The organism is Campylobacter concisus (assembly GCF_902460545.1).
Taxonomy (GTDB): Bacteria; Campylobacterota; Campylobacteria; order Campylobacterales; family Campylobacteraceae; genus Campylobacter_A; species Campylobacter_A concisus_AE.
This window is the reverse complement of record NZ_CABPUE010000002.1, coordinates 1-14713: the sequence shown is the minus strand read 5'-3', so window position 1 is coordinate 14713 and position 14713 is coordinate 1. Positions and strand designations below refer to the sequence as shown.

Here is a 14713-nt window from a genome sequence, read left to right as displayed (position 1 = left end):
CCCTAAGTTCATTTGAATAATTATCATATTTTTTAATATCTGCAGTTTCTAGTTCCTCTAAAATATTTTTTAGCTTTAGCAATTTGTTTGATTTCTTTCTTGATTCACTAGACTCAAAAATACCTTGTTTTTCTAGCAAAACAATTTGCCTATAAATTTTTCATCAAGATTCTCTACGGATAGCGCTGATTCTTTGTAATTATCATACTTTAATTCTAAATATTTTTCTTTCTTTGCCGAAAGTAACTTAATTAAAATTGAAATATTACTGGTTCGCAAAGAAATATCTTTGAGTTCTTTAATAAAATCTTCGCAATCTTTAATAACTCTATTTTTATCTTCAACCAATCTCTCAAAGCTTTTCATGCCCTAGACCTTTTTATTTAAAACGTCTTTAAATTTACAAATTTAACTACCTAAGTACCTTTGCGATTTCGCTCCAGCCCAAATTCTCAGCAAATTCAGCCGCCGTTTTGCCACTTTTTGTACGGGCATTTTTGTCAGCACCGTTTTCTAGCAAGAGATTTACAAGATTTAAATTTCCAGCGATCGTCTCGTTATGAAGCTGCGTATAGCCAAACTCATCAGCATCCGTGACCATATTTGGGTGCTCTTTTATATATTGCTTTACTTGCTCATACGTATTTTTGCTCATTGGATGCTCTATCAAATTTTCAGGGTGCTCTTTTTGCTCGTAAACTACCAAAATATCGTTAAAATCGCCAAAATCAAGCCCCCACTCTTTATCGTGCTCTTTTAGCTCTTTCTTTTGCATGCGTGAGCGCATCGCCTGCACGCTAAATCCGCCGTATGCGCGTCCATCTATCGAAAAGAGCCAGTCACTCATCTCGTCTATCTTTGCGCTTATTTGGTCGCCTAATTTCACGTTTTGCACGCTATCAGGCTCATTTATGAGCGTACCATATATCGTTTCGCCGTCAAATTCCACATCGTCTATCCACATATGTTCACCGACTTCTTCGCCATTTATGACATCTAAGAAGCAAATTTTTACCATCGCATAGTCAAGCATAGGGACGATCCTGTGGCGCTCCCAGTAAACCTCACGCCAAAAATATCTAAAGCTCTCTCTGGCCTGCTCAAACGCACGCTGCATGTAGTCTTCGTCGCTACTTACAAAATAGATTGGCATTTGCTTACCAAGATCGATTTGTCTACCGAGAATTTTCTTAAAAAAGCTCATTTTTTTGTCCTTATTTTTAATTTTAGATAGATCAAATTTAAATAAAACGATAAGGCGAAATTTCACCCACGAATACGCCAAATTTTAAATACAAAAACTATGCGAAATTTCGCAAATTTAGCCCAAAATCCTACAAAATTTTAAATCCAAAAATTACGTGATGATTTCAAAATTTAGCCTACCAAATTCAAATTTAAACAAAAATGTCGTGAGATGGATTTAAATATTGCGACGAAAAAATAAGTCTGCGCTAGGCATACAGCCTGCTGAGTGAAAATTTTTCTAGCTCGTTTAAAGGCACTCACGAGAAGCTGCTACTTGAGGTTTTTAAAGCTTATTGGGAGTTCTAGGTTCAACCCCCTAACCAGCTTTATACACTCCTGTAGATCGTCTATACTTTTGCTTGTTACTCTGATCTCTTCGCCCCTTATCTGCGCACTCACCTTGATCTTTGAGTCTTTGATCGCTTTGGTTATCTTTTTTGAGTTTTCAGCGTCAAGCGTGTCGTTTAGTTTTAGCGTAGCTTTTAAATTTCCACCACTTGCTGGCTCTCTTTTTGTCTCTGTGATCGCAACTGGTGGTATGTTGCGCTTGATGAGCTTTGAGATAACTATATCCTTTAGTGCATCGATCTTGTTGTCACTTGAGCTAAGAAGTGTGATAAATTTCTCCTTTTCATTTAGCTCGACCTCGGCCGCAAGCCCCTTAAAGTCATACCTCGCAGCGATCTCTTTTTTTGCCGTCTCAAGAGCGTTTTTAACCTCCATCATATCGACCTCGGCACTTATATCAAAGCTATGTTCGGTTGCCATTTTTTGTCCTTTCAAATTTATTTAAATAGCCCTTTGATCTTCTCAAAAATCGACTTTTTGCCAGTCTCTTCTTGCTCTACTGCCTCGCTAATCTGCTGCATCGCAGTTTGTGCGTAGATGATAGCTCCATTTGGATCACAGTTAAAGAGATTTGAATATGAGCTTGATTTGTTTAGATCAAGTGGATTTGGCTCCACGACCTCAGTGGCCTCGAGCAGGCCTATTTCTAGCTCGCATGCGTAGTTTAGCGCATCTAAAAATGCAGGTAAATTTTGAGCGTAAAAGCTATCAATCGCCTCTTTTATCTCGCCACCTTCTTCATAGTCAGCCTTTAGTTTAGCTACGTTTTTAGCATTTGTATAAGCGCCACAGCAGTAGTTTTCGGTGATCTCATTGTAAATTTCGCCACTAAATTTATCCAAAAACTCGCTTGGTAAAATTTCTCGCCAGTTACTGATGTAGTTTTTAAATTTCTCGTTTTGCTGCGCCAAAGAGCTTAACGCTGTGCCCCGAGTGTAGAAATATTTTCTAAAAAATCCTTGTGTAACGGCGATACAAAAGCCGTGAGTTTTGTTAAAAATTTCATCGTCTTTATACTGCAATGCAGCACTTAGTGTATCTTTGTACTTTTGGGCGTAAAATTCCTCTACGCCAGCCTTGCTAGCAAGCGCTAAAACCTCTTCAAATTTACCAGCCCTTGCAAGCTCAAGTGCCTCAAAATACCACTTTGAAATTTCATCTTCGCTAATGGCGTGATAGCTTATATCATAGCCCATTATCTGCTCTCATTGATGAAATTTTCGATGTTTGTGACAATCTTTGCGATGAGCGTCTTTCTAGCCTCCAAGCTGCCCCACGCTACGTGCGGCGTGATGAGTAGATTTTCTTTATTTTTTACATTTAAAAATGGGCTATTTTCGCTCATTGGCTCGCTCTCCAAAACGTCCGTACCAAAGCGTAAATTTCTCTCATCTATCGCCCTTGCCATCGCAGCTTCATCCACTATGCCGCCGCGTCCTAAATTTAGCACTATCGCATCATCTTTTAGTAAATTTATCTCATTTGCGCCTAGTAAATTTCTAGTTTTTCCATTTAGCGGTGCGTGGATGCTGATGATGTCGCTGCTTCTTAGTAGCTCCTCTAAGCTTTTTTGCTTAAATTCGCTATTTTTATTTGCTCCGCTTGTCGAGTAGTAGCTCACGTTTGCGCCAAATGCACGCGCCACTGACGCCACGCTGCGTCCTATCTCGCCAAGTCCGATGATGCCAAATTCTTTGCCAGCGATCTCGCTGATATCTGCGCCAAGATAGGTGAAAATTTCACTCTTCACCCACTCGCCACTTTTTACGTAGTGATCATAAAATTTGATGTGATTTGTTAGCCCAAAAAGCAAGGCAAACGTGTGCTGCACGACGCTTGCGGTTGAGTAGCCAGCGACGTTTTTCACAGCTATGTTTTTGGCTTTTGCATGCTCTAGATCGACATTATTCATCCCAGTTGCACTTATGCAAATGAGCTTTAAATTTAGCGCGTCCATCACGGCTTTGTCGATGATGACCTTGTTTGTAATGACGACATCAACGCCCTTTAGACGGGGCACGATCTCTTCGCTTTTTGTTTTTTGGTAGCTGATAAACTCGCCAAATTTCTTAAAAACACTAAGATCTACGTTTTCTCCCAGCGTTGCCGCGTCTAAACAAACGATCTTCATCTTTAGTCCTTAATGAAATGTCCTACAAATTTAGAGTAGTTATCTAAAATTTTGCCACCCTTTCTATATCCAAGCGCACACGCTTCATAAGCGTAAAATACGCCTGCTTGGTAGTTATCGCCTCTTTCATCTTGGTTAAACTCGTAAAATTCTTGATAGATAGCTTTATTTGAGTCGTATTCGCCGTCATTACTTGCTATTTGTGCGCCGTTTTCATCGTGTATCGAGACGTTTGCTCCCTCTCTACCAAATACCGGCTTTTTCACATATTTTTTGCCCTTTAGTGGCTCATTTGAGGTCTCAAGCAAGAGTGGATGATTTGGATAAAGATCCCAAAGAATTTTTAAAATTCCCTTGCTTTGGAAAAGTAGCGTGTAGGCTGGATTTATGATGATAGCTTTTTGATTTTTGATGATATTTGAGAGTATGAGAGCCAGCTCACCTTCATCGATCGCTATGCTCTCCCAAGGTACAAGCTTAAACCAGTACTCGAAATTTTTATCGCCCTTAAAAATGCCCTCATTATCGTCAAAAACAACCTCATCAACGTAAGCAAAGTCTGTTTTAAAGCCAGCCTCTTTTGCGATGTATTGCAGTAATTTCACGGTTTGCTCATCCTCGATACTGCCAGCGATAGAGCTAAAGAGTATCCCCCAGCCCTCGTAAACATCCTCAAAATTTACATTATCATCGCCAAGCGTAATAAGGCGTTTAAAATTTTGCTTTAGAGCTTCGTAAAGGTTATTAAATTGCTCTGCTTCATCCATATGATTTAGCTTTAGCATCGCCCACTGAATGATCGCTGTCTCAAAGACTGCCGTTGGCGTATCTGCGTTAAATTCGATCAGTTTTATCGGCTTGCCATCGAGTCCGCCTGCAAGATCAAACCTGCCGTAAAGGTGCCAATGAACGTCATTTTCCCAGCTTTTTTTGATGCTATCAACGAGATTAAACGGTATGCCTATCTCGTGAAAAAGGTTGTTGTCAATGACGTACTGAGCGGCATTTACATACATATCATATAACTCGTTTGCTGCTTCATAATAAGCATCCGCCTCGCTTGCTTTCACCTGTACTATCTCATCTGCGATATATGAGCTATTGTCATTATCTGTGTGCCACGCAAAGCCGATTTTTTCCATAAATTCGTTATTTAATGGCGTTATTTTTCTTAAATTTATCATTTTTTAGCCTCCAAAGCTTGATGAGCTAGAGCTTGATTTTGAGCCACCACCGAAAAATCCACTCTTGCCACCACTACTTCTTGCGGCAGAATTTGCCGCTTTTTGCTTATTAAAGCTATCAACGCTTCTTGTGTATGCGCTTGGATTTTTGTAAGAATTTTGACGAGTAGCTTGGAAATTTTGATTTCCAAAAAGCTTGCTACCTATCCAGCTACCAAGTATCGCGCCAGCAGCAGAGGCAAGTATCGTCTCACCAAGGCTTAGACCGCCACTACTTAGCTGTGCGTCGCTCGTTTTTGTTAAATTTGAAGTGCCATTGTCAATATTTGCGTTTGCTTGAGCTAGGAGTTTATCGATCTCGTCTTTGCTTAGCACACGCTCAGTACCGTTTATATCTTTTAGCACAACTCTAGTTTCAGTACTTGGATACTCTTCTAAAATTTTATAAACTCCAGGTGCACTCTCTTCGATAATGACAAAGGCGCCATTTTTTTGCGCAACTTCGTTTAGTGCATTTTCATCACCGCCATTGTTACTGCCACAACCAGCAAAGCCAGCCATAACGATCGCACCAAATCCGCCTACCGCAGCATAAGTAGCTATTTTTTTAATGTGTTTCATATCTCTCCTATCAACTCTTTTAAATTTTTATGTCTTCTAACAAGTATCACGCCTCGTTTAAATTTTATAAATTTTGAGTGATGTATCGCTTTTATTATCTTTTCACTGGCTTTTTTCGTTGCCTTTGGCTTTAGATTTAGCTCCTTTAAAAATTCACTTAAATTTATCCATTTTGACTCATTTTCTATCTCGGCCTCTATCGCTTCGTTATTTGGCATATCGTCATTTTTTTGTGCTAAAAGCGGCCTTTGCATGGCATTTAGAAACTGCATGAGCTTTTCATCTCTATCTTTATAAATTTGCAAAATTTCATTTTTTCGCTCGATTAGCATCTGCTCCTTTTCTTTAAAAAGCCTATCTTTATCGGCTTGCAAGTTTAAATTTAAGCTCTTTAATTCGCTTAACTCATTTAGTAAATAATTTACAAACTCATCATTTTGGGATTTAGTTTTTGTGCTTTTTGGGGCGGTCTTTGCGGGTTTTTCGCTACTTGGCTCCTCGTCAAGGATGACAAATTTAGTGCCATTTTCAATGACCGTTTTTAACGAGCCTCGGCGGATTCTATTATAGACTGCTTCTTTTGTTATGCCTAAAATTTCTGCAGCTTCATTTACAGCTAGCTTTTGCATCGGATTTCCGTTTAAAATAAAATAAAAAAATTGCTTTGATTATAAAAAAATAAGGCTAAAAGAAGAGTTAAACAAAGAGAGCAAAGCCCTCTTTGTCTTGGTTTTAGAGTCTTGACTCGTAGCGTCTAAGCATATAAAGACGTTTAAGCATTTTCTTGCGAGCTGCAATTTTTTGTTTCTTGCGGATCTCAGTTTTAGGCTCAAAGAAGCGTCTAGCTCTTGCTTCAGTAACGACTAAATTACGGTCAGTTTGTTTTTTAAACTTTCTGTAACCCTCGTCAAATGACTCGTTAGGATGTACCTTAATACCAGGCAACGTCCTCACCACCTTTCAGATTAAAATAAGCCGTGAGTATAGTTTAACTTTCATAAATTTAAGCTTTTAGGCAAATTTAAAATATTTAATACTTTTTTAATAACCCAAAATTTATAATCTTAAAATTTCAAAAAAGGCTCACCATGTCAAAGGATCTTCATTTTAGCTACGCCAAGAGGCGTTACATTTTTTTTGCCTGTATCACGCTTATTGTCTTTATTTTGCCATTTATCAGGATAAACGACACGCAACTATTTTTGCTAAGTTTTGATAAGAGCAGGGTTGATCTATTTTTTACAAAATTTGATATGCAAGAGCTTTATTTATTGCCATTTTTATTTATCATTTTGTTCTTAAGCATATTTTTTCTAACGACACTTGCAGGGCGCGTTTGGTGCGGTTGGAGCTGTCCGCAAACTATTTTTAGAACAATATTTCGTGATCTTTTGCAAACTAAAATTTTAAAGATCAGAAAAAATATCCAAAATAAACAAAATGAGCCAAAAGGACAAATTTTAAAGCGTGCTTTAGCAGTTGGAATTTGGTGTGTTTTAGCTCTTGTTATTTCGGCAAATTTTTTATGGTATTTTGTGCCGCCGCTTGATTTTTTTGCTTATTTAAAAGAGCCAAGCGAACATGGAGTTTTGCTTGCATTTTGGCTTGTTATAGCTATTTGGTTAGTTTATGATGTCGTCATTTTAAAGGAAAATTTTTGCATTTATGTCTGTCCTTACGCTAGGGTGCAATCAGTGATGTTTGATAACGATACGATCCAAGTTATTTACAATCAAAAAAGAGGCGGCATAATCTATAATGGACAAGAGAAATTTAAAAAGCCAAAAGAAGAGGGCGCGCTATGTACTGGCTGCGAGGCATGCGTGAGGATATGTCCGACGCACATTGATATAAGAAAAGGTATGCAGCTTGAATGTATAAATTGTCTAGAGTGTAGCGATGCTTGCGCTAAAGTGATGAAGCATTTTGATGAAAGCTCGCTTATTGAGTGGAGAAGTATAAATTCTATAAAAGAGCAAAAAAGAGTCAAAATTTTACGCTTTAGAACGGTTGCTTACCTTGTTATTTTAGGCATTGTCTTAACAGCTGGGGTATTGATGAGTGGCAAAAAAGAAAGTATGCTTTTAAATATAAATAGAACAAGCGAGCTTTATAAAATTTTAGGCGAAAATGAAGTTGAAAATTCTTACGTATTTTTGGTGCAGAACACACAAAATAAAGAGCATGCATTTTACTTTGAAGTAGATGATAAGAATATAGAAATTTCTCATCCAAATAAGCCATTTATATTAAAAGCTGGCGCAAAGCAACGAGTAATCGTCACATTAAAATCAAAAAATGAAAATTTAAGCGATAAAGATCTTTTAAAACATATAAATATAAAAGCCTATACCATTGACGAGCCAGCTATCAGCGTGCAAAGACAAAGTACTTTTATCTATCCTAAAAGATGATAAAATGGCAAAAAATTAACAGGAAGCAAGATGGCGATCTCAGAAAAGGGTAAAAAAAGATACGAACTTATTGTAAAAACAGCACTTGAGCTATTTTTAGAAAAAGGATACGAAAAAACAAGCTTAAGTGACATCGTAGCGATAAGTGGCGGATCACTTTCTAGCATTTATACATTTTTTGAGAACAAAGAGGGGCTTTTTGAGGCGATCATCGAGCAAGAGATAGATGATAGCCTTATAAAAGAGATCGATGAGAAGATAGATCTTAAAATTTCTCACAGCTTGGAGGAATTTTTAACCAAATTTGCAACCATAATATTTTCTATTACTTGCAGCAAAAGGCATATCTCTCTTGGTAGGATAATGATGAGCGAGGGTTCTAAAAATGGTGGCAAACTTGGTAAGACGTTTTTGGATCAAATTTTAAAAAAGATCAATCTTGTGCTTATAAATTTCTTTGAAAGAGATGAGATAAAAGCCAAACTTGATTCAAAATTTTCAGCCAAATTTGCTGCAAAGTACTTTATACAAAGTGTGATAGGAGCTTATTACTACGATTCGCTTTTGATAAATGAAGAACCAAAGCTTAGTGAAAGAGAGCGTAAAAAGCATGTTGGCTTGTGTGTTGAGTTGTTTTTGAATGGAATTAGTAAAAAATAAAATTGACTTTTTATTTGTTTTCTAATAGAATCGAAAACTTTAAATTTTTGTAACAATTATTACAAAAACTAAATATGATATTAAAATTTAAAATTAAGAGAGGTTTTTATGGCAAATTTTAAAAGTGCTCTTGTGCTTTCGGTTGCAGTTTTATTTCTAAGTGGTTGTTTTGAAAATAAAGAGAATAAAGCGGCAGCAGGTCGCCAGATGCCACTATCTCATGTGGATATTTTTATCGCACAAAAAACAGACATACCTATTAGTTTTGATTACACCGCAACAGTTACAAGTAGTCAAGATGTTATTATCTATCCAAAAGTTGGTGGAACTATCATAAAGCAGTTTTTTAGGCCAGGCGATAAGGTAAAAGCTGGAGAGAAGCTATTTCTCATAGATCCAGAAAAATATCAAGCAAGCTTTGACTCACTTGATGCAGCTGTCGGCGTAGCGAATGCAAATTTAAAAAATGCCGAGACTGAGTTTAAAAGAATTTCTGCCCTTTATAAGAAAAGTGCAGTCTCTCAAAAAGACTACGACGCAGCAGTTGCAGCTTATGATATTGCAAATGCGAATTTAGTAAGTGCAAAAGCAAATTTAAAAAGTGCAAAAATCGACCTTGGTTACACGACTATCACAGCGCCATTTGACGGTGTAGTGGGCGATAATCAAGTAGATGTTGGCTCGCTTGTCATAGCAAACCAAACAAAACTTGTAAGACTTACAAAAATAAATCCTATTGAAGCAGAATTTTATATCGCTGATGCGGATAATCTAACTAGAAAGACAAATTTGGATAACGGCTCGTGGCAACAGCTAAATAGTGATGCTGTGTTAAGCGTCAATGGCGAAAATTTTAATGGTAAAGTAAATTTTATAGATAGTGTTGTAAATACCGCAACTGGCAGCGTTTTGGCAAAGGCTAGCTTTGATAACAGCGAGGGTAAAATTTTACCAGGCGCGTTTGGTCATATAAAGATGAGCGGCTTTGTTCAAAAAAATGCCTTTAACATCCCACAAGTTGCCCTTCAACAAAGCGCTACAAACTCTTATGTTTTAGTCGTAAAAGATGGCAAAGTAAGTCAGAAAAATTTAAAAACAGGATATCAAACAAAAAATATGGTAGCAGTCACTGAGGGTCTTGAAGATGGCGATAAGATAATCGTTAATAACTTCCTTAAAATTGGAGTCGGCGCACCAGTTGAAACTGATAAAGACCTAAGTGCGGAATTTATAAATGGCAAAGATGCAAACGCTACACAGAGTAAGTAAAGGTAGATAAATGTTTTCAAGATTTTTTATAAACCGACCGATATTTGCGACTGTTATATCTATAATTATAGTAATCGCTGGTTTTATGGGTATCAAGGGGCTTCCAATAGAGGAGTATCCAAGCCTTACACCGCCTACTGTCTCTGTAAGTGCGACATATAGCGGTGCTGATGCGCAGACTATTGCTGACTCAGTAGCAAGTGCGATCGAAGATCAGATAAATGGTGTTGAGAATATGCTATATATGCAAAGCACCTCAAGCTCTGCTGGCACGATGAATATAAGCGTATATTTTAAGATCGGTTCATCGTCAAAACAAGCTACGATAGACGTAAATAATCGCGTACAAGCCGCCCTTTCAAGATTGCCTCAAGAAGTACAAAATATGGGCGTAACGGTGCGCGAAAGAAGTGGCTCAATCCTTCAAGTTGTTGGCTTTACAAATCCAAATATGGATTTGATCGAACTATATAACTATGTAAATTTAAATATTGCTGATGAGATAAAAAGGGTTAGTGGTATAGGTGATACAGTATTGATAGGTACTAAAGAGTATTCTATGAGAATTTGGCTAAAGCCAGATAGACTAGCTCATTTTAAACTAACTCCAAGCGACGTCATTTCTCAAGTAAAAATTCAAAACTCACAATACGCTGCTGGCAAGATAGGCGAACAGCCATCGGATGGTGGTAATCCTTATGTCTATTCTGTTCGTACCGATGGACGTCTTAAAAATGCAGCCCAGTTTGGCGATATAATAATTAAAAGTTCCGATGGATCAGTGTTGAAGCTAAAAGATGTAGCTACCATAGAGCTTGGAGCAGCTAGCTATGCTAACGACGCGATGTTAAACGGCAAACCGGCTATTCCTCTTTTGCTATTTTTACAAAACGATGCGAATGCTCTTGCTACCGCAAATGCTGTAAAAGAAAAGCTTAACGAGTTAAAGAAAACTTATCCTGTTGGCCTAGAGCACACCATAGCTTACAATCCAACAGAATTTATAGATGTTTCAATTGATGAGGTTATAAAAACTTTTATTGAAGCGATGGTACTAGTTCTTATCGTAATGTACTTCTTCTTAAAGAGCTTTAGAGCCACCATTATACCGATGCTTGCTGTGCCAGTCTCTATAATAGGCACATTTGGTGGGCTTTATGTGATGGGCTTTAGTATAAATTTGATCACGCTTTTTGCCCTGATCCTAGCCATAGGTATCGTCGTAGATGACGCTATTATCGTCATAGAAAATGTCGAGAGAATTTTACATGAAGATAAAGATATAAGCGTAAAAGACGCGACATTTAAAGCAATGGAGGAGGTGCAAACTCCGGTTATCTCTATCGTACTCGTGCTTTGCGCAGTTTTCGTGCCAGTTTCATTTATGGAAGGCTTTGTAGGTGTTATACAAAAGCAGTTTGCTCTAACACTAGTTGTTTCTGTTTGTATCTCAGGCTTTGTTGCTCTTACACTTACGCCAGCACTTTGTGCGGTTATGCTTAAGAAACAAGAGAGCAAGCCATTTTGGATAGTTCAGAAATTTAACGACTTCTTTGACTTTAGCACCAGACTCTTTACGGCCGGAGTGGCTAAAATTTTAAGGCATATTATTATTAGCTTTATTGTAATTGGTATTTTAGGATTTGCTACTTATAAGCTATTTGATGCTGTGCCAAAAGGGCTTGTGCCTTCAGAAGACAAGGGTGCTTTAATGGTTATCACCTCACTTCCACCTTCAACAAATATGCTAAAGACAAAAGAAGAAGTAGTCTCGATTAGCAACGCCATTTTAAGCAATCCAAATGTTGAGTTCACTATGGCTTTTGCAGGTTATGACATACTAGCTAGCTCGCTTAGAGAAAATTCAGCCGTTAGCTTTATAAAGCTAAAAGATTGGAGTGAGAGAAAAGGCGCTAACAATGGAGCTGATACATTAGCTGGCCAGTTTAATGGTATGCTTTGGAGCTCAAAAAACTCAATGACATTTGTTGTAAATTTACCGCCTATTATGGGTCTATCAATGACTGGTGGCTTTGAGATGTATCTACAAAATAAAAGCGGCAAGAGTTACAACGAGATAGAAGCAGATGCTAGAAAGGTAGCTGCAGCAGCAAACGCAAGACCTGAGCTAACAAATGTCAGAACCACGCTTGAGACAAATTATCGTCAGTTTAAGATAACAGTTGATAAAGAAAAAGCTAAATTATTTGGTGTAAGCGAGAGTGAAATTTTTAGCACGGTAGCAGCTACTTTTGGCTCTTACTATATAAATGACTTCAATCTTGCTGGTAAATCTTACCGAGTATATGCAAGAGCTGAGGAAAGTTTTAGAAATAATCCTGAAGATCTAAGAAAAATTTTCGTCCGCTCATATGATGGCGGCATGGTACCGCTAAATTCAGTAGCAACACTTACAAGAACGATCGGACCTGACATCGTTGATAGATTTAACCTCTTTCCATCAGCTAAGATCATGGGTGATCCAAAACCTGGCTACACGTCAGGCGATGCGATAAGAGCGATCCAAGAGGTCGTAAATGATACGCTAAGCAGCGAGGACTACGCTATAAGCTGGGCTGGAACGGCATATCAAGAGGTAAATTCTCAAGGAACTGGCACAGTTGCCTTTATCTTTGGTATGATCTTTGTCTTTTTGATCCTTGCCGCTCAGTATGAAAGATGGCTCATCCCGCTTGCAGTCATCACTGCCGTACCATTTGCGGTATTTGGCTCGTTGCTAGCAGTTTGGATAAGAGGACTAACAAACGACATCTACTTTGAGATAGGGCTCTTACTACTCATAGGTCTAGCGGCCAAAAACGCCATCTTGATCGTAGAGTTTGCAATGCAAGAGCGTGATAGTGGAAAGAGCATATTTGACTCAGCGATAAATGCGGCTAAACTTCGCTTTAGACCTATCGTAATGACATCAATTGCATTTACGCTTGGCGTCTTCCCGATGGTTATAAGCACAGGTGCTGGTGCAGCTTCTCGCCACTCACTAGGAACTGGCGTGGTTGGTGGCATGATCGCTTCAACTACGATAGCGATATTTTTCGTGCCAATGTTTTATTATTTGCTTGAAAATTTAAATGAGAAATACTGGAAAAAGGGAGCAAAAAAAGATGAAAAATAAGGCGTTTATACTTATAACGGCAGCGTTTTTAGCTGGTTGCTCATTTCGTCCAGATATGCCAAATGTAGATACAAATTTCACATCTACTTACACTTATGAGACAAGCGATATAAGAGATCTTTGGTGGAGAGAATTTAACGATGAAAATTTAAATTCTCTAGTAGAAAATGCACTTGAGAAAAATACAAATTTACGTGTTGCTTATTTAAATTTAGAGAAAGCAAAAGCAAGCCTTGGCGTAGCTGAGGCGGATTTGCTTCCTAGTATAAATTTAAATATAGGCTACGAAAAAGCAAAGAGTAGCGGGGAAACGTATACTAAACAACCACAAACTCGTTATAGAAAATCAGATATAAATTTAGGATTAAACTATGAGATTGATCTTTGGGGCAGAGTAAGAAATAATGTAGCAGCGGCCGAAGAAAGCCTAAATGCAACCAAATTTGACTACGATAGCGCGAGACTAAGTATCAGCTCAGGTGTTGCAAAAAGCTACTTTGCGTTAGTTTCATTAAATATGCAAGAAGCTGTGCTAAGAGAGACTTTAAAAACCTATGAAGACACGCTAGTGCTTCGCAAAACACAGCTTGATCTTGGAAGCATAAATGAGATGACTTATTTGCAAAGCAAGGCAGCAGTAGAAAGCGCTAAGACCAATCTTACTTCTATATTAAATGCAAAGTCAAAAGCTATCACCTCAATAGCTATCTTGACTGGTAAAAGTAATAATGAAATTTTAGGTGGAGCTGTTGCTAGCTCGCAAAATTTACCAGCTTCTCCCGAGATAAGTGCTGGCATTAGCTCTGAAATTTTGCTAAGAAGAAGCGACGTGGCAAAGGCACTGGCTGATTTAAAAGCTACAAATGCTCTTGTTGGTGTTGCAAGGGCTGAGTATTTTCCTACGATTTCACTTACTGGACTTTTTGGCTTTTCAAGTATTGATTTTGAAAATATCTTTGTTGGAAATGCCAATACATGGAGCATAGGCGGCTCTTTAGCACAGAAAATTTTTGATTTTGGTAGGACAAAAAATAATGTAGCAGTGGCTAAAACAAATGAACAAATTGCCGCTGTTAATTATGAAGCAGCGGTAAAATCGGCTCTTGGCGAAGTAAGAGATGCGCTTGTTTCAAGGCAAAATGCAAAGCTCTCTTTGGATCAGGTGAAAAATTTGCTACAATCCCAACAAAGAATTTACTCGCTTGCTAAAGAGCAATATGATGCTGGCTATATTGGACATTTAGAGCTTCTTGATGCGCAGAGAAATTTGCTTCAAGCAAAATTACAAGATGTCTCAGCTAAGCTTGATGAGGTCGATAGTGCAGTCGAAGTTTATAGGGCTTTTGGTGGCGGTTTTAAGTTAGAAAAATAATTAAAAAGGAGAGAAATTGGGAACTAAGATATTAAATTTCTTGTTTTCTTGGGGTTTTTTCGTTTTTGCTATCGCTCTTGGCGTAGCATTATGGTTTGCGATAAATTACGTTGATACATTTAGGCTTGAGTCAAGCTTTTATGATATCGGTGAGATATTTATGATGGCGGCTGTTTTTTGTATTGCTTTTTATGTGATCGCAGCAATATTTGTTATTCCTATTAGAGCGATCAAAAAATCTTAATCTTTCATCTAAGGACAAAATCCTTAGATGAACTTCTTGACTTCATTGTGTAAAATTCTTAGATTTTTGATTATTTATTTTAAAAA

15 protein-coding genes are annotated in these 14713 nt (G+C 37.8%); 6 read left to right on the top strand and 9 right to left on the bottom strand.

Going from position 1 to position 14713, the window contains the following annotated elements; all coding sequences use genetic code 11:
• Positions 1–132: 132 nt before the first annotated feature.
• From FZ949_RS01880 to rpsU, 9 genes are all read right to left on the bottom strand, one after another.
• Positions 133–366, bottom strand: a complete 234-nt coding sequence (locus FZ949_RS01880) for a hypothetical protein (protein WP_107953977.1) — start codon at positions 364–366, stop codon at positions 133–135.
• Positions 367–412: 46 nt separating this feature from the next.
• Complete coding sequence (locus FZ949_RS01875; RefSeq protein ID WP_107953975.1) at positions 413–1204, bottom strand: YegJ family protein; 792 nt, start codon at positions 1202–1204, stop codon at positions 413–415.
• 314 nt (positions 1205–1518) lie between these two features.
• The gene (locus FZ949_RS01870; protein WP_021090433.1) at positions 1519–2016 is read right to left on the bottom strand and encodes a YajQ family cyclic di-GMP-binding protein; all 498 of its coding nucleotides are present in this window, start codon (positions 2014–2016) and stop codon (positions 1519–1521) included.
• Between the two features lie 17 nt (positions 2017–2033).
• Positions 2034–2792 (bottom strand): hypothetical protein, encoded by a 759-nt coding sequence (locus tag FZ949_RS01865; protein ID WP_103580137.1) that lies wholly within the window; start codon positions 2790–2792, stop codon positions 2034–2036.
• Complete coding sequence (locus FZ949_RS01860) at positions 2792–3727, bottom strand: D-2-hydroxyacid dehydrogenase (RefSeq protein WP_107792874.1); 936 nt, start codon at positions 3725–3727, stop codon at positions 2792–2794. The genes FZ949_RS01865 and FZ949_RS01860 overlap by 1 nt, the downstream gene beginning before the upstream one ends.
• A gap of 2 nt (positions 3728–3729) precedes the next feature.
• On the bottom strand, positions 3730–4911 hold the full coding sequence (locus FZ949_RS01855) for a glutathionylspermidine synthase family protein (RefSeq protein WP_148790055.1): 1182 nt from the start codon (positions 4909–4911) through the stop codon (positions 3730–3732).
• A 3-nt stretch (positions 4912–4914) separates the two neighbouring features.
• Positions 4915–5532, bottom strand: a complete 618-nt coding sequence (locus FZ949_RS01850; RefSeq protein ID WP_107792872.1) for a UPF0323 family lipoprotein — start codon at positions 5530–5532, stop codon at positions 4915–4917.
• Positions 5529–6161, bottom strand: coding sequence for a DNA-binding protein (locus FZ949_RS01845; RefSeq protein ID WP_148790054.1), 633 nt, complete (start codon positions 6159–6161; stop codon positions 5529–5531). The genes FZ949_RS01850 and FZ949_RS01845 overlap by 4 nt, the downstream gene beginning before the upstream one ends.
• 103 nt (positions 6162–6264) lie before the next feature.
• The gene (gene rpsU / locus FZ949_RS01840; protein WP_009294994.1) at positions 6265–6477 is read right to left on the bottom strand and encodes a 30S ribosomal protein S21; all 213 of its coding nucleotides are present in this window, start codon (positions 6475–6477) and stop codon (positions 6265–6267) included.
• Between the two features lie 143 nt (positions 6478–6620).
• Between rpsU and ccoG the strand changes: the two genes are divergently transcribed.
• From ccoG to FZ949_RS01810, 6 genes are all read left to right on the top strand, one after another.
• Positions 6621–7946 (top strand): cytochrome c oxidase accessory protein CcoG, encoded by a 1326-nt coding sequence (gene ccoG / locus FZ949_RS01835; RefSeq protein WP_148790053.1) that lies wholly within the window; start codon positions 6621–6623, stop codon positions 7944–7946.
• A gap of 30 nt (positions 7947–7976) precedes the next feature.
• Positions 7977–8606 carry a TetR/AcrR family transcriptional regulator gene (locus FZ949_RS01830; RefSeq protein WP_148790052.1) on the top strand — a complete coding sequence of 210 codons (630 nt, stop codon included), beginning with the start codon at positions 7977–7979 and terminating at the stop codon, positions 8604–8606.
• A gap of 108 nt (positions 8607–8714) precedes the next feature.
• Positions 8715–9875 carry an efflux RND transporter periplasmic adaptor subunit gene (locus tag FZ949_RS01825; RefSeq protein WP_103580144.1) on the top strand — a complete coding sequence of 387 codons (1161 nt, stop codon included), beginning with the start codon at positions 8715–8717 and terminating at the stop codon, positions 9873–9875.
• Positions 9876–9885: 10 nt separating this feature from the next.
• Positions 9886–13011: an efflux RND transporter permease subunit gene (locus FZ949_RS01820; RefSeq protein ID WP_103580145.1), complete on the top strand. Its 3126-nt coding sequence runs from the start codon at positions 9886–9888 to the stop codon at positions 13009–13011.
• Positions 13001–14383: an efflux transporter outer membrane subunit gene (locus FZ949_RS01815; RefSeq protein ID WP_148790051.1), complete on the top strand. Its 1383-nt coding sequence runs from the start codon at positions 13001–13003 to the stop codon at positions 14381–14383. The genes FZ949_RS01820 and FZ949_RS01815 overlap by 11 nt, the downstream gene beginning before the upstream one ends.
• Positions 14384–14399: 16 nt before the next feature.
• On the top strand, positions 14400–14627 hold the full coding sequence (locus FZ949_RS01810) for a hypothetical protein (protein WP_021090435.1): 228 nt from the start codon (positions 14400–14402) through the stop codon (positions 14625–14627).
• Positions 14628–14713: the final 86 nt, after the last annotated feature.